The organism is Mycolicibacter icosiumassiliensis (assembly GCF_900078685.2).
Classification (GTDB): domain Bacteria; phylum Actinomycetota; class Actinomycetes; order Mycobacteriales; family Mycobacteriaceae; genus Mycobacterium; species Mycobacterium icosiumassiliensis.
Genome location: NZ_LT546166.1, coordinates 2944596 through 2962863, shown reverse-complemented (window position 1 = coordinate 2962863; position 18268 = coordinate 2944596). Strand labels below are relative to the sequence as shown.

General features: G+C 67.9%; 18 protein-coding genes and 1 pseudogene. 12 read left to right on the top strand and 7 right to left on the bottom strand.

What is annotated here, in order from left to right; translation table 11 throughout:
- Nucleotides 1–53 precede the first annotated feature (53 nt).
- The 5 genes from BN4346_RS38135 to BN4346_RS38115 are packed head-to-tail and all read left to right on the top strand — an operon-like array spanning nucleotide 54 to nucleotide 4436.
- Entirely contained in the window at nucleotides 54–647 is a 594-nt protein-coding gene (locus BN4346_RS38135) for a DUF3090 domain-containing protein (protein ID WP_046301619.1), read from the top strand.
- Nucleotides 631–1458 carry an SCO1664 family protein gene (locus BN4346_RS38130; protein ID WP_067973798.1) on the top strand — a complete coding sequence of 276 codons (828 nt, stop codon included), beginning with the start codon at nucleotides 631–633 and terminating at the stop codon, nucleotides 1456–1458. Before BN4346_RS38135 ends, BN4346_RS38130 begins: the two co-directional genes overlap by 17 nt.
- Before the next feature lie 24 nt (nucleotides 1459–1482).
- A complete protein-coding gene (locus tag BN4346_RS38125; protein ID WP_078058698.1) occupies nucleotides 1483–2268 on the top strand; it encodes a 3'(2'),5'-bisphosphate nucleotidase CysQ in 786 nt (261 codons plus the stop codon).
- 24 nt (nucleotides 2269–2292) lie between these two features.
- Entirely contained in the window at nucleotides 2293–3528 is a 1236-nt protein-coding gene (mshC, locus tag BN4346_RS38120) for a cysteine--1-D-myo-inosityl 2-amino-2-deoxy-alpha-D-glucopyranoside ligase (RefSeq protein WP_067973793.1), read from the top strand.
- A 29-nt stretch (nucleotides 3529–3557) separates the two neighbouring features.
- Entirely contained in the window at nucleotides 3558–4436 is an 879-nt protein-coding gene (locus BN4346_RS38115; protein ID WP_067973790.1) for an SDR family oxidoreductase, read from the top strand.
- 1 nt (nucleotide 4437) lies between these two features.
- Here BN4346_RS38115 and BN4346_RS38110 read toward each other — a convergent pair whose 3' ends face one another.
- Nucleotides 4438–5304 carry a PAC2 family protein gene (locus BN4346_RS38110; RefSeq protein ID WP_067973787.1) on the bottom strand — a complete coding sequence of 289 codons (867 nt, stop codon included), beginning with the start codon at nucleotides 5302–5304 and terminating at the stop codon, nucleotides 4438–4440.
- Between the two features lie 202 nt (nucleotides 5305–5506).
- On the opposite strand from BN4346_RS38110, the gene metH reads away from it, so the two are divergent.
- The 5 genes from metH (at nucleotide 5507) to BN4346_RS38085 (ending at nucleotide 11757) form a co-directional block, all read left to right on the top strand.
- Nucleotides 5507–9253, top strand: a complete 3747-nt coding sequence (metH, locus tag BN4346_RS38105) for a methionine synthase (protein WP_067973784.1) — start codon at nucleotides 5507–5509, stop codon at nucleotides 9251–9253.
- A gap of 26 nt (nucleotides 9254–9279) precedes the next feature.
- Complete coding sequence (locus BN4346_RS38100; RefSeq protein WP_067974398.1) at nucleotides 9280–9981, top strand: HAD family hydrolase; 702 nt, start codon at nucleotides 9280–9282, stop codon at nucleotides 9979–9981.
- Between the two features lie 78 nt (nucleotides 9982–10059).
- A complete protein-coding gene (locus tag BN4346_RS38095) occupies nucleotides 10060–10341 on the top strand; it encodes a phosphoribosyl-ATP diphosphatase (protein ID WP_046284100.1) in 282 nt (93 codons plus the stop codon).
- Between the two features lie 2 nt (nucleotides 10342–10343).
- On the top strand, nucleotides 10344–11204 hold the full coding sequence (hisG, locus tag BN4346_RS38090; protein WP_067973781.1) for an ATP phosphoribosyltransferase: 861 nt from the start codon (nucleotides 10344–10346) through the stop codon (nucleotides 11202–11204).
- A 70-nt stretch (nucleotides 11205–11274) separates the two neighbouring features.
- On the top strand, nucleotides 11275–11757 hold the full coding sequence (locus BN4346_RS38085) for a DUF4126 family protein (protein ID WP_067974395.1): 483 nt from the start codon (nucleotides 11275–11277) through the stop codon (nucleotides 11755–11757).
- An 8-nt stretch (nucleotides 11758–11765) separates the two neighbouring features.
- On the opposite strand, the gene BN4346_RS38080 is transcribed toward BN4346_RS38085, so the two are convergent.
- Both BN4346_RS38080 and BN4346_RS38075 read right to left on the bottom strand, forming a co-directional pair.
- Nucleotides 11766–12551 (bottom strand): thioesterase family protein, encoded by a 786-nt coding sequence (locus BN4346_RS38080; protein WP_067973778.1) that lies wholly within the window; start codon nucleotides 12549–12551, stop codon nucleotides 11766–11768.
- A complete protein-coding gene (locus tag BN4346_RS38075; protein ID WP_067973775.1) occupies nucleotides 12548–13360 on the bottom strand; it encodes a RecB family exonuclease in 813 nt (270 codons plus the stop codon). Before BN4346_RS38075 ends, BN4346_RS38080 begins: the two co-directional genes overlap by 4 nt.
- 65 nt (nucleotides 13361–13425) lie before the next feature.
- Here BN4346_RS38075 and BN4346_RS38070 point away from each other — a divergent pair, with 65 nt between their 5' ends.
- Entirely contained in the window at nucleotides 13426–14262 is an 837-nt protein-coding gene (locus BN4346_RS38070) for a tRNA (adenine-N1)-methyltransferase (RefSeq protein ID WP_067973772.1), read from the top strand.
- Between the two features lie 37 nt (nucleotides 14263–14299).
- Here BN4346_RS38070 and BN4346_RS38065 read toward each other — a convergent pair whose 3' ends face one another.
- The 3 genes and pseudogenes from BN4346_RS38065 to BN4346_RS38055 all read right to left on the bottom strand — a co-directional run bounded on the left by BN4346_RS38065 (nucleotide 14300) and on the right by BN4346_RS38055 (nucleotide 15619).
- Entirely contained in the window at nucleotides 14300–14593 is a 294-nt protein-coding gene (locus tag BN4346_RS38065) for a DUF503 domain-containing protein (RefSeq protein WP_067973769.1), read from the bottom strand.
- A gap of 2 nt (nucleotides 14594–14595) precedes the next feature.
- A pseudogene (locus BN4346_RS38060) lies at nucleotides 14596–15113 on the bottom strand (hypothetical protein).
- Nucleotides 15114–15124: 11 nt separating this feature from the next.
- Nucleotides 15125–15619, bottom strand: coding sequence for a hypothetical protein (locus tag BN4346_RS38055; RefSeq protein WP_067973767.1), 495 nt, complete (start codon nucleotides 15617–15619; stop codon nucleotides 15125–15127).
- Nucleotides 15620–15784: 165 nt separating this feature from the next.
- On the opposite strand from BN4346_RS38055, the gene arc reads away from it, so the two are divergent.
- On the top strand, nucleotides 15785–17608 hold the full coding sequence (arc, locus tag BN4346_RS38050) for a proteasome ATPase (RefSeq protein WP_067974393.1): 1824 nt from the start codon (nucleotides 15785–15787) through the stop codon (nucleotides 17606–17608).
- Nucleotides 17609–17610: 2 nt separating this feature from the next.
- Here the strand turns inward: arc and BN4346_RS38045 are convergent, their stop codons facing one another.
- Complete coding sequence (locus tag BN4346_RS38045) at nucleotides 17611–18243, bottom strand: hypothetical protein (protein WP_067973764.1); 633 nt, start codon at nucleotides 18241–18243, stop codon at nucleotides 17611–17613.
- Nucleotides 18244–18268 lie beyond the last annotated feature (25 nt).

Here is an 18268-nt window from a genome sequence, read left to right as displayed (position 1 = left end):
CACCGAAGCCAGATACCGTCGGCCACCTTCAGTGCCGGTATTTTGGAGATGCCATGTCCCGAGCAATTCACGTCTTCCGCACCCCCGACCGATTCGTGGCCGGGACCGTCGGCCAGCCCGGCAACCGCACCTTCTATCTGCAGGCAGTCCACGACGAGCGGGTGGTCTCGGTGGTGCTGGAAAAGCAGCAGGTCGCGGTGCTATCCGAACGGATCGGTGCGCTGCTGCTGGAGGTCAACCGCCGATTCGGCACCCCGGTGCCCCCCGAACCCACCGAGATCGACGACCTGGACCCGCTGGTCACACCGGTGGACGCGGAATTCCGGGTCGGCACCATGGGGTTGGGCTGGGATTCCGAGGCGCAGACCGTGGTGGTGGAGCTGCTCGCGGTCAGTGACGCCGAATTCGACGCGTCGGTGGTGCTCGACGACACCGACGAAGGGCCGGACGCGGTGCGGGTGTTCCTCACCCCGGAGTCCGCACGCCAGTTCGCCACCCGCTCCAACCGGGTCATCTCGGCCGGCCGCCCGCCGTGTCCGCTGTGCGACGAGCCGCTGGACCCCGCCGGCCACATGTGCGTGCGCACCAACGGCTATCGGCGGGGCGCTTTCGGGCCCGACGATGAGCCCGATGACACAGACATCTGACGACCGGGAGGCGTTGCACTCCGGGGAACTGGAGATCCTGGGCCGCATCCGTTCGGCGAGCAACGCCACCTTCCTGTGCCAGGCGACGCTGGGGGAGCACCGTGTCCACTGCGTGTACAAGCCGGTCGCCGGTGAACAGCCGCTGTGGGATTTCCCGGATGGCACGCTGGCCGGCCGCGAACTCGGCGCCCACCTGATCTCAGCCGAACTGGGCTGGAATCTGGTTCCCTACACCATTATTCGGGACGGCCCGGCGGGTCCGGGCATGGTGCAGCGCTGGATAGACCAACCCGAAGACGACGACGAAGCGCAGGACGCGTCGTCGGCGCCCGGCCTGGTGGACGTGGTTCCGAGCGACCAGGTCCCGGCGGGCTACCTGCCGGTCTTGCAGGCCTACGGCCACGACGGTGACCCGGTCACGCTGGTGCACGCCGACGACATCCGGTTGCGCCGCCTGGCCATCTTCGACGTGGTGATCAACAACGCCGACCGCAAAGGCGGACACATTCTGTACGGCACAGACGGCTGTGTCTACGGCGTTGACCACGGCGTTAGCCTGCACACCCACGACAAATTGCGCACCGTGCTGTGGGGGTGGGCGGGCAGGTCGGTGACCGACCTGGACGATGAGGCGTTGCCGGCCCTGTCGCGGCTGCTGGTGGCGCTGGACGGTCCGCTGGCGGTATCCCTGCAACCGCATCTGACCGCCGACGAGATCACCGCACTGCGCTGCCGCGTCGCGGACCTGCTGGAGCACCCAGTGATGCCCGGTCCGAACCGGCATCGCCCGATCCCGTGGCCGGCGTTCTAGTCCGCGTCGGGGATACTGCCAAACGTGACGCTGACCGACGCGGCGCTGGCCGCCGAACTGGCGGTCGAGGCCGGAAAGCTCTTGCTGGCGGTGCGTGACGAGGTCGGCTTCGCCCAACCGTGGCATCTCGGCGACACCGGCGACGGCCGGGCGAACCAGCTGATCATCCGCATGCTGCGTGACGCGCGCCCCTCAGACGCGGTGCTCAGTGAGGAATCGCCGGACAACCTGGCCAGGCTGCGGGCCGACCGGGTCTGGATCGTCGACCCGCTCGACGGCACCCGCGAATTCACCACACCGGGACGCGACGACTGGGCGGTGCATATCGCGCTGTGGCAGCGCGGCGGCGCCGACGGTTTTGGTGCCATCACCGACGCCGCGGTGTCGCTGCCGGCCTACGGCAACCGCAGCAACGTGGTCTTCCGCACCGACACGGTCGCCCGGCCCGCCACGCCGATTACGACACCGAACCCCATTCGGGTCGCGGTCAGCGCCTCCCGGATGCCCGCGGTGGTCCGGCTCATCCGCGAGGTGCTGCCGGTGGAGCCGGTGCTGATGGGCTCGGCGGGCGCCAAGGCGATGGCCGTGGTGCGCGGCGACGTGGACGCCTATCTGCATGCCGGCGGGCAGTGGGAGTGGGATTCGGCCGCCCCGGCCGGTGTCGTGCTGGCGGCGGGCCTGCACGCCTCCCGAATCGACGGGTCGCCGTTGCGCTACAACCGCCCCGACCCCTACCTGCCCGACCTGCTGATGTGCCGGCCCGATGTGGCGCCGATCCTGTTGGACGCGATGCGGCGGACAGTCCTTTAGAGGGCGGGCCTTACAGTCGAGGGCATGCAATCGTGGTCCGCGCCGGCCGTTCCGGTCCTGCCCGGGCGCGGCCCGGCGCTGCGCCTCTATGACACCGCCGACCGGCAGGTGCGTCCGGTGTCACCGGGCCCGACGGCCAGCATGTACGTCTGCGGCATCACGCCCTATGACGCCACGCACCTCGGCCACGCCGCCACCTATCTGGTGTTCGACCTGATTCACCGGCTCTGGCTCGACGCCGGCCATCGGGTGGACTACGTGCAGAACGTCACCGACGTCGACGACCCGCTGCTCGAGCGCGCCGAACGTGACGGCGTGCCGTGGCAGGAGCTGGCGGCCAGCCAGGTCGAGTTGTTCGGCACCGACATGACCGCGTTGCGGGTGCTGCCGCCCCGGGACTACGTGGCGGCCACCGAGGCCATAGCTGAAGTGGTCGAGGTCGTCGAAAAGATGTTGGCCGCCGGATCGGCCTACATCGTCGACGGCGAATTTCCGGACATCTACTTCCGCGCCGACGCCACCGAGCAGTTCGGCTACGAATCCGGGTTCGACCGCGCCACCATGCTGGATCTGTTCGCCGAACGCGGCGGCGATCCGGATCGGGCCGGCAAGGCCGATCCGCTCGACGCCCTGCTGTGGCGTGCCGCCCGCCCCGGCGAGCCCAGTTGGCCCGCGCCGTTCGGGGCCGGCCGGCCGGGTTGGCATGTCGAGTGCGCCGCGATCGCGTTGAGTCGTATCGGCTCGGGAATCGACATCCAGGGCGGCGGCTCCGATCTGGTCTTCCCGCACCACGAGTTCTCCGCCGCGCATGCCGAATCCCTCACGGGGGAGCGCCGTTTCGCCCGGCACTACGTGCACGCCGGGATGATCGGCTGGGACGGGCACAAGATGTCCAAGAGCCGCGGCAACCTGGTGCTGGTCTCCAAGCTGCGCGCCCAGGGCACCGAGCCGGCCGCGATCCGGCTGGGTCTGCTGGCCGGGCACTACCGCAGCGATCGGTTCTGGGACGACGCGATCCTGGCGGCGGCCGAGGCGCGGCTGGAGCGCTGGCGGGCCGCCACGACGCTGCCGGCGGGACCGGCTGCCGATGACGTCATCGCCCGGATGCGTCGCTACCTGGCCGACGATCTGGACACCGTCAAAGCACTGGCCGCAGTAGATGGCTGGGCAACCGATGCGCTGGAGTACGGCGGACACGACACCGCCGCACCGCAGTTGGTGGCCACGGCGGTCGATGCGCTGCTGGGAGTGGCGCTGTAGGCCATCCGCGGCGGGGGTAGTTTGAGCGCATGTCTTCGATTCATTCCCAAGTCGTGTTCATCACCGGTGGCGCGCACGGTATCGGCGAGCAGCTGGCCCGCCGGCTGCACTCCCAGGGCGCCTCGCTGGTGGTGACCGACCTGGATCAGGCCGCCCTCAACACGCTGGCCGAGGATCTGGGTGACCGGGTGCTGACCGCCGTCGCCGACGTACGGGACCTGGCCGCAATGCAGTCGGTGGTCACCCAGGCCGCACAGCGTTTCGGCGGCATCGACACCGTCGTCGCCAACGCCGGCATCGCCAGCTACGGGTCGGTGCTGAACGTGGACCCCGAGACGTTCAAGCGGGTGATCGACGTCGACGTGATGGGGGTGTTCAACACCGTCCGCGCCGCGCTGCCGTCGGTCATCGAGCGTCGCGGCTATGTGCTGGTGGTGTCCTCGCTGGCGGCGTTCAGTCCGCTGGCCGGGATGGCCTCCTACGACGTGGCCAAGGCCGGGGTCGAGCACTTCGCCAGCGCGCTGCGCCAGGAGGTCGCCTACCAGGGCGTGGAGGTCGGATCGGCGCACATGGCCTGGATCGACACCCCCTTGGTTCGCGATACCAAGGCCGACCTGGGCGCGTTCGGCGAGATGCTGGCCAAGCTGCCGTGGCCGCTGAACAAGACCACCTCGGTCGACAAATGTGTCGACGCGTTCGTCGCGGGCATCGAGGGCCGTCGCCGCCGCGTCTACTGCCCGCGCTGGGTGGGGGTGTTCCGCTGGCTCAAGCCGGTGCTGACGTTGCGGCCGGTGGAAGGTCCGTTCATCAAGGGGGCCGCCACCATCGTGCCGCGGATGGACGCCGAAGTCGCCGCGCTGGGCCGCTCGACCAGTGCGTACAACGAGGCCAGGGAGAAGGAGAAGTAGTTCAGCGCCGCCGGCGCCGCAGGTACCGCTCGAACTCGGCGGCCAGCGCGTCGCCGTCGATCTTGTTCAGCGCCTCAGTCATGTCGACCTCGGCGTCGCCGCGTTCCTCCAAGGAGGCCACGTAGTCGGCGATCTCGTCGTCCTCGCTGGCCATCTCGCTGACCGCCAGCTCCCACTCCTCGGCTTGGGCCGGTAGGTCGCCCAGCGGAACCTCGATGTCCAGGGCGTCCTCGACGCGCCGCAGCAGGGCGACCGTGGCCTTGGGGTTGGGCGGCTGTGAGACGTAGTGCGGCACCGCCGCCCAGAAGGTGACCGCGGGAATTCCAGCCGCCACACAGGCGTCCTGGAACACCCCGGTGATCCCGGTCGGGCCCTCGTAGCGGGTCTCGGTCAGCCCGAAGCGGGTGGCCGACTCCGCCGAGTAGGCCGCCCCCGACACCGGTACCGGGCGGGTGTGCGGGGTGTCGGCCAGCAGCGCGCCCAGGATCACCACGGTGTCGACGTCGAGTTGTTCGATGATCGCCAGCAGCTGGGCGCAGAACGACCGCCAGCGCATGTTCGGCTCGACTCCGTGCATCAGCACGATGTCGCGGTCGCTGCCCGGCGGCCGGCAGTGCGAAATGCGCATCGACGGCCAGACCAGCTCACGGGTGACGCCGTCGACCTGGCGGATCACCGGCCGATTCACCTGGTAGTCGTAGTAGGCCTCGTCGTCGATTTCGACGATCGACTTGGCTTCCCAGATGTTGTTCAGATGCTGCACCGCGTCGCTGGCGGCGTCGCCGGCGTCATTCCAGCCCTCGAACGCAGCCACGACGATGGTGTCGTGCAGTTCGGGAAGGGCAGCGCGGTCCTCCGGTCGGGTCACAAGGCCAGGGTAAGGCCTGCGCAATGATCACGGCCCCACTCCGACCGGCTGAGTCGGCTTGTTCGTTGGGGCATTCGTCCCGATGCCGGGCGACCACGTAGACTTTTCACGGTCGAGAGGCGTTGCAACGGTTCGCCGGTCCCGCCGGTAACCGCCACGCTCGGCAGAGTTAAGGACGCCTTCCGTCACGGAAGGAGCCCGCATGACCGCCCCCGAGGCCGAAATCTTCGTGCCCAATATCCGGCCTGACTGCACCGACGAGCTGACGGCTGCTCTGAGCCAGCGAATCATGGTGATCGACGGCGCGATGGGCACGGCGATTCAGCGGGACCGCCCGGACGAGGCCGGCTACCGCGGCGACCGGTTCACCGAGTGGCCGACCGCGCTGCAGGGCAACAACGACTTGCTCACCCTGACGCAACCGCAGATCATCGAGGGGATCCACCGCGAGTACCTCGAGGCGGGCGCCGACATTCTGGAGACCAATACGTTCAACGCGAACGCGGTCTCGCTCGCCGACTACGACATGGTCGACCTGAGCTATGAACTGAACTACGCCGGCGCGGCTCTGGCCCGCAAAGCGGCCGATGAGTTCGCCACCCCGGACAAGCCGCGCTATGTGGCCGGTGCGCTCGGTCCGACCACCCGAACCGCATCGATCTCGCCGGACGTCAACGACCCCGGCGCCCGCAACGTCTCCTATGACCAGCTGGTCGCCGCCTACCTCGAGGCCGCCAGCGGCCTGGTCGACGGTGGTTCCGACATCCTGCTGATCGAGACCATTTTCGACTCGCTGAACTCCAAGGCGGCGGTGTTCGCCGTCGAGACGCTGTTCGAGCAGCGTGGACGCCGCTGGCCGGTCATCATCTCCGGCACCATCACCGATGCGTCCGGGCGCACCTTGTCGGGTCAGGTCACCGAGGCGTTCTGGAATTCCATCCGGCACGCCAAACCGATCGCGGTGGGTCTCAACTGCGCCCTGGGCGCGCCGGAGATGCGGCCCTACATCGCCGAGATGGCGCGGATCGCGGACACCTACGTCTCCTGCTACCCGAACGCGGGACTGCCCAACGCCTTTGGCGAGTACGACGAGTCCCCGGAGCGTCAGGCCGGTTACATCGCCGACTTCGCCGACGCCGGCCTGGTCAACATCGTCGGGGGGTGCTGCGGGACGGCGCCGCCGCACATCGCCGAGATCGCCAGGGTCGTCGAGGGCAAGCCGCCGCGCGAGCTGCCCACCATCGAGGTCGCCACCCGGCTCTCCGGCCTGGAACCGCTCAATATCACCGACGACTCGCTGTTCGTGAACATCGGTGAGCGCACCAACATCACCGGTTCGGCCCGGTTCCGCAACCTGATCAAAGCCGAGGACTACGACACCGCGCTGTCGGTCGCGCTGCAGCAGGTCGAGGTCGGTGCGCAGGTCATCGACATCAACATGGACGAAGGCATGATCGACGGCGTCGCCGCGATGGACCGGTTCACCAAACTGATCGCGACCGAACCGGACATCAGCCGCGTCCCGGTGATGATCGACTCGTCCAAGTGGGAGGTCATCGAGGCGGGCCTGAAGAACGTGCAGGGCAAGCCGATCGTCAACTCCATCTCCATGAAGGAGGGCGAGGAGAAGTTCGTCCGCGAGGCCCGGCTGTGCCGCAAATACGGCGCCGCCGTCGTAGTGATGGCCTTCGACGAACAGGGGCAGGCCGACAACCTGGAGCGCCGCAAGGAGATCTGCGGGCGCGCCTACCGAATCCTGACCGAAGAGGTCGGCTTCCCGGCCGAGGACATCATCTTCGACCCGAACTGCTTCGCCTTGGCGACCGGCATCGAGGAGCACGCCACCTACGGGATCGACTTCATCGAGGCCTGCGCCTGGATCAAGGAGAACCTGCCCGGGGTGCACATCTCCGGCGGCATCTCGAACGTGTCGTTCTCGTTCCGGGGCAACAACCCGGTCCGCGAGGCGATTCACGCGGTGTTCCTGTTCCACGCGATCAAGGCCGGCCTGGACATGGGCATCGTCAACGCCGGAGCGCTGGTGCCCTACGACTCGATCGATCTCGAACTGCGGGACCGCATCGAGGACGTGGTGCTGAACCGTCGTCCCGATGCCGCCGAGCGGTTGCTGGAGATCGCCGAACGGTTCAACACCTCGGAGAAGGCCGAGGACCCGAAAGCAGCCGAGTGGCGATCTCTCCCGGTCCGCGAGCGGATCACGCACGCCCTGGTCAAGGGCATCGACGCCCACGTCGACGCCGACACCGAGGAGCTGCGGGCCGAGATCTCCGCCGCGGGCGGTCGGCCGATCGAGGTGATCGAGGGCCCGCTGATGGACGGCATGAACGTCGTCGGCGACCTCTTCGGCGCGGGCAAGATGTTCCTGCCCCAGGTGGTGAAGTCGGCCCGGGTGATGAAAAAGGCGGTGGCCTACCTGTTGCCGTACATCGAGGCCGAGAAGCAGCCCGGTGAAGCGGACAACACCAACGGCACGATCGTGATGGCGACGGTGAAGGGCGATGTCCACGACATCGGCAAGAACATCGTCGGGGTCGTGCTGCAGTGCAACAACTACACCGTCGTCGACCTCGGTGTGATGGTGCCGGCCGAGAAGATCCTGACCGCGGCCAAGGAGTACGACGCCGACATCATCGGGCTGTCCGGCCTGATCACCCCGTCGCTGGACGAGATGGTCAACTTCGCCGTCGAGATGGAACGCGAAGGCATGGAGATCCCGCTGTTGATCGGCGGCGCGACCACCTCGCGCGCCCATACGGCGGTGAAGATCTCGCCGCGTCGCAGCGGTCCGGTGGTCTGGGTCAAGGACGCGTCCCGCTCGGTGCCGGTGGCCGCCGCGCTGCTCGACGACAAACAACGGCCGGCGCTGCTGGAGGCCACCGAGGCCGACTACGCGTCGCTGCGTGAACGGCACGCCCAGAAGAACGAGCGGCCGATGGTGACGCTGGAGAAGGCCCGCGCGAACCGGACACCGATCGAGTGGGAGGGCTACAGGCCGCCGGTGCCCGCCGTCGGAATCGGAGTGCGAGAGTTCCTGGATTACGATCTCGCCGAGTTGCGCGAATTCATTGACTGGCAGCCGTTCTTCAATGCTTGGGAGATGAAGGGGCGTTTCCCCGACATTCTCAACAACCCGGTGTCGGGCGAGGCCGCGCGCAAGCTCTACGACGATGCCCAGGCGATGCTCGACACCCTGATCAGCCAGAAGTGGCTGCGGGCCAACGGGGTGATCGGCTTCTTCCCGGCCAACGCCATCCCCGGCGGCGACGATGTCGAGGTCTACACCGACGAGACCCGCACCGAGGTGCTGGCCACCTTGCACCACCTGCGCCAGCAGGGCGAGCACCGCGCCGGCATCCCGAACCGGAGCCTCGGCGACTACATCGCGCCCAAGGACACCGGTCTGGCTGACTACGTCGGCGCCTTCGCCGTCACCGCGGGGCTCGGCAGCGGCGAGAAGATCGCGGAGTTCAAGGCAGCCCTCGACGACTACAGCGCGATCCTGCTGGAGTCGATCGCCGACCGGCTGGCGGAGGCCTTCGCCGAGCGGATGCACCAGCGAGTTCGCAAGGAGTTCTGGGGATTCCAGCCGGACGAGCAGCTGGACAACGAGGCACTGATCGCCGAGAAGTACCAGGGCATCCGTCCCGCCCCCGGCTATCCCGCCTGCCCGGAGCACACCGAGAAGGCGACGATCTGGGAGTTGATGGACGTCCACACCCGGACCGGCATCGAACTGACCGAGTCGATGGCCATGTGGCCCGGCGCCGCCGTCACCGGCTGGTACTTCTCACACCCGCAGTCGCAGTACTTCGTGGTCGGCCGGATGGCCCAGGATCAGATCGCCGACTACTCACGGCGCAAGGGCTGGACCCTGCGCGAAGGTGAGCGCTGGCTCGCCCCCAACCTCGGCTACAACCCGGAGGACTGAGCGGAGATGCTGCCCTAATGGGCGCTTTGCGCGCGGTGCTGTGCGACATGGACGGCACCCTGGTGGATTCCGAGAAGCTGTGGGACGTCGCAATGGACGCGCTCTATGACCGCCTCGGCGGGGTGCTGACCCCGGAAGTCCGGGCGGCCACGGTCGGCGGCTGTGCGGAGAACACCATGCGGATCGTCTACGACGACCTCGGCCTGCCGCTCGATCCGGCGGCCATGGCGGCCTCGGCACGTTGGCTGCACGACTACACCGGTGAGCTGTTCGACGCAGGCCTGCCCTGGTGCGACGGCGCCCGGGAGTTGCTCGACGAGTTGGCCGGCGCAGGGATGCCGACAGCCTTGGTGACCAATACTCCGCGGATGCTGGCCGAGCGGGCGCTGGGCAGTATCGGCCGGCACTATTTCGCGGTCGTGGTCTGCGGCGATGAGGTGCCCGCGGGCAAACCGGCGCCGGATCCCTATCTGCGTGCCGCCGAGCTGCTGGACGTAGATCCGCGCTGGTGTCTGGCCGTGGAGGACTCGCCGACCGGTGCCGCCGCGGCCGAAGCGGCCGGCTGCGCGGTGCTGGTCGTGCCCAACGCGGTGCCGGTGCCGGCCGGGGCTCGGCGCCACCAGGTGACATCCCTGACCGGGCTCGGGCTGAGCGACCTGCATGACATCTGCGTCCAACTGTCTTCTTCGTTCCCCGGCGAGGGTGCGCGTTTGCACGCCGACACGTAAAAGCTGTGCATCTGTGCACCCTCGCGGCAGTAGCCGACCCCCGCGGAGCGAAACTGCCGTGACCGCCCCGGACCGGACATGAAACAATCCCTGCTCGTGAAGACCTTCGAGGAGCTGTTCGCCGAACTCGGTGAGCGTGCCGCGACCCGGCCGGCCGGCAGCGGCACCGTGGCGGCGCTGGACGCCGGTGTACACACGATCGGCAAGAAGATCCTGGAGGAGGCCGGCGAGGTGTGGCTGGCCGCCGAACACCAGTCCGATGAAGACCTGGCCGAGGAGATCAGCCAGCTGATGTATTGGACCCAGGTGCTGATGATCTCGCGCGGGCTGACGCTGTCCGACGTCTACGGAAAGCTGTGAGCATGTTGCGTGTCGCCGTCCCCAACAAGGGGGCGCTCAGTGAGGCTGCCGCGGCAATGCTGTCGGAGGCCGGTTACCGCAGCCGCACCGACGCCAAGGACCTGACGGTCATCGATCCGGCCAACAAGGTCGAGTTCTTCTTCCTGCGGCCCAAGGACATCGCCATCTACGTCGGGTCCGGTGAACTCGACTTCGGGATCACCGGACGGGATCTGGCGGCCGAGTCCGGGGCGCCGGTCGCCGAGCGGTTGGCGCTGGGTTTCGGGTCCTCGCGGTTTCGCTACGCCGCCCCGGCCGGGCGGGACTGGGTCGCCGCCGACCTGGCAGGCAAGCGCATCGCCACCGCCTATCCGAACCTGGTTCGCAAGGACCTGGCCGGTAAGGGCATCGAGGCCACCGTCATCCGGCTCGACGGGGCGGTGGAGATCTCGATCCAGCTGGGGGTCGCGGACGCGATCGCCGACGTGGTGGGTTCCGGGCGCACACTGCGCCAGCACGGACTGGTGGCTTTCGGTGAGTCGCTGTGCGATTCCGAAGCGGTGTTGATCGAAGGTGCGGAAGCAAACGGCCGCGGTGCTCAGACCGCCTCTGCCCGCGACCAGTTGGCCGCTCGGGTGCAGGGTGTGGTGTTCGGGCAGCAGTATCTGATGCTGGATTACGACTGCCCGCGTGCCCTGCTCGACCAGGCCACCGCGATCACCCCGGGCCTGGAGTCGCCGACTATCGCGCCGCTCGCCGACCCGGATTGGGCGGCGGTGCGCGCGCTGGTGCCGCGGCGCGAGGTCAACGCGATCATGGATGAGTTGGCCGCGATCGGGGCCAAGGCGATCCTTGCCTCGGACATCAGATTCTGCCGATTTTGATCAGTCCCGGTAGCTGAGGCGTCGCCGTGTTAGCGTCCGGTGGTCGGCTCGACTGGCCCGGGAGGTAGTGGTGACGCATTTCATCGTGCTGGTGCTCGCGCTGTTCATCGGTGCCGTTGCCGGAATGCGCGCGTTTACCGCGCCGGCCGTGATGGCCTGGGCGGCAGTCCTGCAATGGATCAACCTGAACGGGACGTGGGCCGAGTGGCTGAGCCATCCGGTGACCGTCACCGTCTTGACGCTGCTGGCGGTCGGTGAATTCATCACCGACCAATTGCCCAGCACGCCGGCGCGCACCGTACCGATGCAGTTCATTGCGCGCATAGTGTCGGGCGGGTTCGCGGGCGCGGTGCTCGGCACGGCCTGGAACTACACCTGGACGGCTCTGGGTGCGGGCGTCATCGGCGCGGTCATCGGCACCCTGGTCGGTTTCGGGATGCGACAGCGCCTGGTCGCCGCCAACGGCGGCCACGACCTGCCGATCGCGCTGGTGGAGGACAGCATCGCGGTGCTGGGCGGACTGGCGATCGCCGCGTTGACCGCGGTGGTCTGAGCCACCGGTCAGCGCCGCTGCACCAGCAACGCCTGCGCTGATGTCCCGACGAATCCGCCGTGGTCAAACAACTCCGCGGTGGTGACGCCCACCCCATCCGGCCCGATGGAAGCGCGGGCGCGCAGGCCGAAATCGTCGCCGGTCGGCAGCCGGTGCAGGTGCACGACGGTGTCGGTATTCATGAACACGTACTCATTGACGTCCAGCGCGGCGCCGACGCCATTCGCGGAGTCGACCACCATCGCCAGCCGCTGCAGGGCCGTGGTCGGCTCGCCGTCCACCAGGTGCACCTGCGGACTCAGCCAGGCGATCGCGCTGCCGTCGGGTGCATCCTGCTGGACACGCCAGCGCACCGAATGCGCGTAACCGCTGGCCTGGGCGAACCACTCCGGCGGGGGTAGCGACGGCCCGCTGATCAGTGGCGCGTGCCGGTCGGAGGACACCGTGGTGGTGTCGGCGGTGGCCAGCGCCCACGCACTCAACCGCGCCACCGGCCGATCGTCGTCACAGGTGAACATCTCGGCTTCCAGCAAAGCGATCCGCCGGCCCGGCCGCTGCACCCGGGCCGAAACCCGAACCGGTGCCACCGGTATCGCCCCGAGGATGTCCAGGCTCAACCGGGCGATCCGCTGCCCCGATCCGTCGATCAGCCCCTCGATCTCGCGGGTGAGCAGCGCCAGCGGAGGAGACCCGTGTTGCAGCTGGCCCCAGTTGCTGCGGGTCAGGTCGGTGGATTCGTAGACCACGTCGCCGGCGCCGGAACCGCCCGCGCGCCGGTAATAGCTGCCGGTCATGCCGCAGTGTCGGCCGGCCAGCCGGGGTAGGGCGGTGGGGTCCCCCCGAATGCCGGACACCGCGCACGGTGGGCGCACCAATCACACAGGCGTGACGGTTGTGGACGGAAATCCCCTGTGGCGCCAGCGGTTTGGATGGCCTGCCAGATCGCGATCAGAGTCTTCTCGAAGCGCAGCAGTTCGGCGTGATCGGGGGAGTAGTCCAGCAGTTGCCCGTCGGCCAGATAGATCAGCCGCAACCGTGCGGGCATCACGCCGCGGGACCGCAGCAGGGCCACCGCATAGAACTTCATCTGGAACAGTGCCTTCGATTCGGCGGCCTCGGACAGCCGCCCGGTGGCCGACGGTGCCCGGCCGGTTTTGTAGTCGACCACCCGCAGCTCTCCGGTCGCGGCGACATCGATGCGGTCGACGAAACCGCGCAGCAGGGTGCCGTCGGCCAGCTCGACCTCGACCCGCTGCTCACAGCTCTGCGGGTCGAATCGGCGGGGATCCTCCAACCGGTAGTAACCGGCCAGCAGCTTGCGTGCCTCTGCCATCAGCTGCTCGGCGTCCAGCCCGGCGCCCAAGTCCGGGGCGGTGCTGATCAGGTGCTCCCAGGCCGGGGTCACCAGGTCCCGGGCGGTGTCGGGACCGCGCTGGGGTGCGGGCAGCGCGTAGAGCCGCTCCAGTGCGCCGTGGACCACCGAGCCGCGCAGTTGCGCGGCCGACGCTGGTTCCGGGAGCCGGTCAATGGCCCGGAATCGGTACAGCAGCGGGCACTGTTTGAAGTCGGCCGCCCGCGACGGGGATAACGCCGGCTTGCTCATAGCTCCGAACCCTACGGGTATGCACCGACAACCCCTCGCGAACACGCTGCGTAGGGTGGACGGCTGTGTCCGAATCCGGGATTTTTCAGGCGGGCGATCGGGCCCAGTTCACCGACGCCAAGGGGCGTCGCTACACCACGGTGCTGGTCCCCGGCGGTGACTTCCACACTCATCGCGGGGCCATTCCGCACGACGAGGTGATCGGGCTACCCGACGGCAGCGTGGTCAAATCCGCTAACGGTGACCCGTTCCTGGTGCTGCGACCGCTGCTGGTCGACTACGTGATGTCGATGCCGCGCGGTGCGCAGGTGATCTATCCCAAGGACTCCGCGCAGATCATCCACGAGGGCGACATCTTCCCCGGGGCGCGGGTGCTCGAGGCCGGCGCCGGCTCGGGAGCCCTGACACTGTCGCTGCTGCGGGCAGTGGGGCCCGAAGGCAAGGTGATCTCCTACGAGCTGCGTGACGACCATGCCGTGCACGCCCGCGCCAACGTCGAGACCTTCCTCGGGCGCCAGCCCGACAACTGGCAGTTGGTGATGGGCGATGTGGCCGACTGCGACCTGCCCGACGGGTCGATCGATCGGGTGGTGCTGGACATGCTGGCACCCTGGGATGTGCTGGGCACCGTGTCGCGGGTCCTGGTTCCCGGCGGGGTGCTGGTGATTTACGTCGCCACCGTCACCCAGCTGTCCCAGGTAAACGAGGCGCTGCGTGAGCAGCAGTGCTGGACCGAGCCGCGGTCCTGGGAGACCATGCAGCGCGGCTGGAACGTCGTCGGCTTGGCGGTGCGGCCCCAGCATGCGATGCGTGGCCACACCGCATTCCTGGTCTGCGCTCGCCGACTGGCACCGGACACCGTCACCCCGACCCGGCTGGGGCGCAAGCGGGGCCGCCCCTAGCGGGTCGGGACTGCGTCGTCGGCACCGTGGCCAGGCCTCAGTCGTCGCTGCGGCTCAACCCGCGGCGTACCGACAGCAGCTCGATTTCGGGACGGGCGGCCACCAATCGTTCCGCCGCATCCAGTAGGTCCACCAGATGGCCGCGATCGCCGGACACCGCGGAAACTCCGATACCACTGCGGCGGTGTAAATCAGCCGAATCTGTCTCGGCGGCGGCCACATTGAACTTGCGTCGCAGTTCCGCGACGATCGGGCGCACCACGGAGCGCTTCTGCTTGAGCGAGTGCACGTCACCGAGCAGCAGATCGAATTCGAGCCAGCCGATCCACATCGTCAGGGCGCCGGTGGTGCCGGGGCCGGTGCCGGCGCTGTACCGCTGGCCTGGGCGTTGCCGAATGCCAGCAGGCTCTTGGCGGTGGCCTGCGACAGCTGCCAGTCGCCGTGATTCGGGGTGAATTCCATCGGGAAGGAGAACGTGCCGGTGGCGGGATTGGCCGTGTTGACCGTGACATCGGCGGTCACGTTGCCGGGGTCGCGCTCCGACGCGGCAGATAGCCGCCGTCTTTGAGTGCGGTGGCGAACTTGTCGATAGTTGCGGCGTCGGCAGGTTTGGCGCCCTCGATCAGCGCCAGCTTGTCCGCGCCGGGAACCTCGGGGTCCGACAGCCGGTACAGCACATCGGTCAACGCCTCGGGCTCCGGCAAGGCCGACGACGGCGCCTGGACAGGCACCGTCGTCGACGTCACCGAAACCTCGGCGACCGGCTCCGCCGGCTGGTGGCCGTTGCAGCCTGACAGGACCAGCGCCGCCGCCGCGAGTGCGGCGGTAACGGTGATGCGGCTCTGGTACATCAGCTCTGCGATCAGTTCGACGTCAGCTGCGACAGCGACAACAGCGAGGCCCGGGAAAGCTTCCAGCCACCCTGGTCGACGAATGTGAGATTCACCGAGTGCGGCTCCAGCTTCGGCCCCGACGCAGTGACGTCGGCGCTAGCCGCTCCGGGACCGGCCGGTGCGACGTTGGCCACGCTGATCGTCAGCGGGAGGGCGCCCTTCTTGAGGGCCTTTTGCAGCCGGTGGTCGATGGCACCGGACTCGACAGGGCCCAGGCCGCCCTCGACGAGGTTGGACTTTCCGGCGGCGGGAACACCCGGGTCGGCCAGCGTGTTGAGCACGTCGGCCAACTGCCCCGGGGCCGGTAGGGCGACCGCCGGGTCCAACGGCAGCGGGGCGAAGAACACCGTCGTGGGTGCCTGGGCGGCGGCAGGTGCGGGCGTTGCCAGGTAGCTCACAGCTGAGGTCGCCGTGCTGATGGCCGCGACTGCCGCCATACCCGTGGCGAGGGATTTCATCGTCATGCGGATCCTTTCTAGGCCTTGTTGATCACCCGATTTGAGAGCGAGGCTAGCAGCGGAGCCGGTGTGTCGGATTGCCACAGAGCACGCGAATGGACAATGGCCGGTAGCGTTGAGGTATCCGTCGCTTCAACTTCCAGTTCGGGAAAGGAGCGCACCATGAGCAACATGGAAGATTCGCCGCGTCCTGAGAATTTCGACGCATCCGGGGGGTCGGGCACGCCCGGTGATGACTTCGCCGAGTTGGAAGAACTGCGCCGCGAAGCCGCGATGCTCCGCGCGCAGCTCGATGACACACCTCTGGACACCGGTCGCGTCGGCCGCGACGTGCGTCAGCTCGAAGCCCACATTGACTCGCTGACCGCGCGAAACTCCAAGCTGATGGACACCCTCAAAGAGGCGCGTCAGCAGTTGCTCGCCCTGCGTGAAGAGGTCGATCGACTCGGTCAGCCGCCGAGCGGCTACGGCGTGCTGCTGGGTGGTCATGAAGACGACACCGTCGACGTATTCACCTCCGGTCGTCGGATGCGGCTGAACATCTCGCCCAACATCGAGCTAGCAACCCTCAAGAAGGGCCAAACGGTTCGGCTCAACGAGGCGCTGACGGTAGTCGAGGCCGGCAATTTCGAGTCGGTCGGCGAAATATCCACGTTGCGCGAAATTCTGTCCGACGGGCACCGCGCGTTGGTGGTGGGCCACGCCGACGAGGAGCGCATCGTCTGGCTGGCCGAGCCGCTGGTCGCCGCGGACCTTCCCGACAGTCACCCGGACGCGCTGCCGGACGACCGGCGTCCCCGCAAGCTGCGCCCCGGCGATTCACTGCTGGTGGACACCAAGGCCGGCTACGCCTTCGAGCGCATCCCCAAGGCCGAGGTCGAAGACCTGGTGCTCGAGGAGGTGCCCGACGTCAGCTACGGCGACATCGGCGGGCTGACTCGCCAGATCGAGCAGATCCGCGACGCCGTGGAGTTGCCGTTCCTGCATAAAGATCTCTACCGCGAGTACGCACTGCGTCCGCCCAAAGGCGTGCTGCTCTACGGTCCGCCCGGCTGCGGCAAGACGCTGATCGCCAAGGCGGTGGCCAACTCACTGGCCAAGAAGATGGCCGAGGTACGTGGCGACGACGCCCACGAGGCCAAGTCGTACTTCCTCAATATCAAGGGCCCCGAGCTGCTGAACAAGTTCGTCGGCGAGACCGAACGCCACATCCGGCTGATCTTCCAGCGTGCCCGCGAGAAGGCCTCCGAGGGCACCCCGGTCATCGTGTTCTTCGACGAGATGGACTCGATCTTCCGCACCCGTGGCACCGGTGTCTCCTCGGACGTGGAGACCACCGTGGTGCCCCAGCTGCTCAGCGAGATCGACGGCGTGGAGGGACTGGAGAACGTCATCGTGATCGGCGCCTCCAACCGCGAGGACATGATCGACCCGGCGATCCTGCGGCCCGGCCGCCTCGACGTCAAGATCAAGATCGAGCGCCCCGATGCCGAAGCCGCACAAGACATCTTCTCGAAGTACTTGGTCGAGACGCTGCCGGTGCACGCCGACGACCTCGCCGAGTTCGGCGGGGACCGCGCGGCCTGCATCAAGGCGATGATCGAGAAGGTCGTCGACCGGATGTACGCCGAGATCGACGACAACCGGTTCCTGGAGGTCACCTACGCCAACGGTGACAAAGAGGTCATGTACTTCAAGGACTTCAACTCCGGGGCGATGATCCAGAACGTGGTCGACCGGGCGAAGAAAAACGCCATCAAGTCGGTGCTGGAGACCGGCCAGCCGGGTCTGCGCATCCAGCACCTGCTGGACTCGATCGTCGACGAGTTCGCCGAGAACGAGGACCTGCCCAACACCACCAACCCCGATGACTGGGCGCGGATCTCGGGCAAGAAGGGCGAGCGGATCGTCTACATCCGCACCCTGGTCACCGGCAAGAGCTCCAGCGCCAGCCGTGCCATCGACACCGAGTCCAACCTGGGCCAGTACCTGTAGCGCTAGCTGCTGCTCAGTGAGTAGCTGTTGGTCAGGTCGTCCTGCAACACGCGGGCAACCTCGACGGTGGTGTCTACCGTCAGGGGGCTGGTCAACACGCGCGCTCGGTAGGCCCAACCCGGTGGCAGCTTGAGCCGGTCGGCCAGTCCGGCGAGGTCGGCTCGGGACAGGTTCGCATCCACGACCTGGCTCCAGGTCTGCATGACCCATCGCCGCCCGTCGGGGTCGATCAGCTCGTAGATCTGCTCGCCGGCATCGAAGATGAAGACCGCGTGGCGGCTGACCTCATTGACGGTGTAGGGCCCGGGGTTCATCGACGACAACGCGACCTGCGCCTGCTTGATCATCTCGATCCCGCCGAAGGTCTTGGTCTCCCGCGGGCCCTGCGGCGCCTTTTCGATGGTGTTCATCAGCCAGTAGCGCGGCCCGTTGAGCAGGGCGGCGGCCGCGCCGTTCTCGGTGGCGATGGCCTGCGCATCGAGCGCCGACCACAGCGGCGCGGGGCAGTCGTTGAGGCCGAAGCTGTTGTAGACGCCGGCCTGCGGACCCGACTCGCCGACTTCGACAAGCAGCACTTCGCCGTAACGTTTCCCGGCTACGTCGGTTACGCGCTGACGGGCTTGATCGGCGGACATTTCGGTGAAATTAGCCACTGACCTC

What these genes read in the sequence shown, in the direction of transcription:
- BN4346_RS38135 (WP_046301619.1), top strand. Translation starts at nt 54, where the DNA reads ATGTCCCGAGCAATTCACGTCTTCCGCACCCCCGACCGATTCGTGGCC.
- metH (WP_067973784.1), top strand. Translation starts at nt 5,507, where the DNA reads ATGACCGCCCCCGAGGCCGAAATCTTCGTGCCCAATATCCGGCCTGAC.
- BN4346_RS38055 (WP_067973767.1), bottom strand. Translation starts at nt 15,619, where the DNA reads ATGACGATGAAATCCCTCGCCACGGGTATGGCGGCAGTCGCGGCCATC.
- BN4346_RS38080 (WP_067973778.1), bottom strand. Translation starts at nt 12,551, where the DNA reads ATGACCGGCAGCTATTACCGGCGCGCGGGCGGTTCCGGCGCCGGCGAC.
- BN4346_RS38115 (WP_067973790.1), top strand. Translation starts at nt 3,558, where the DNA reads ATGTCTTCGATTCATTCCCAAGTCGTGTTCATCACCGGTGGCGCGCAC.
- hisG (WP_067973781.1), top strand. Translation starts at nt 10,344, where the DNA reads ATGTTGCGTGTCGCCGTCCCCAACAAGGGGGCGCTCAGTGAGGCTGCC.
- BN4346_RS38045 (WP_067973764.1), bottom strand. Translation starts at nt 18,243, where the DNA reads ATGTCCGCCGATCAAGCCCGTCAGCGCGTAACCGACGTAGCCGGGAAA.
- BN4346_RS38130 (WP_067973798.1), top strand. Translation starts at nt 631, where the DNA reads ATGACACAGACATCTGACGACCGGGAGGCGTTGCACTCCGGGGAACTG.
- BN4346_RS38075 (WP_067973775.1), bottom strand. Translation starts at nt 13,360, where the DNA reads ATGAGCAAGCCGGCGTTATCCCCGTCGCGGGCGGCCGACTTCAAACAG.
- BN4346_RS38095 (WP_046284100.1), top strand. Translation starts at nt 10,060, where the DNA reads ATGAAACAATCCCTGCTCGTGAAGACCTTCGAGGAGCTGTTCGCCGAA.
- BN4346_RS38065 (WP_067973769.1), bottom strand. Translation starts at nt 14,593, where the DNA reads ATGTGGATCGGCTGGCTCGAATTCGATCTGCTGCTCGGTGACGTGCAC.
- arc (WP_067974393.1), top strand. Translation starts at nt 15,785, where the DNA reads ATGGAAGATTCGCCGCGTCCTGAGAATTTCGACGCATCCGGGGGGTCG.
- mshC (WP_067973793.1), top strand. Translation starts at nt 2,293, where the DNA reads ATGCAATCGTGGTCCGCGCCGGCCGTTCCGGTCCTGCCCGGGCGCGGC.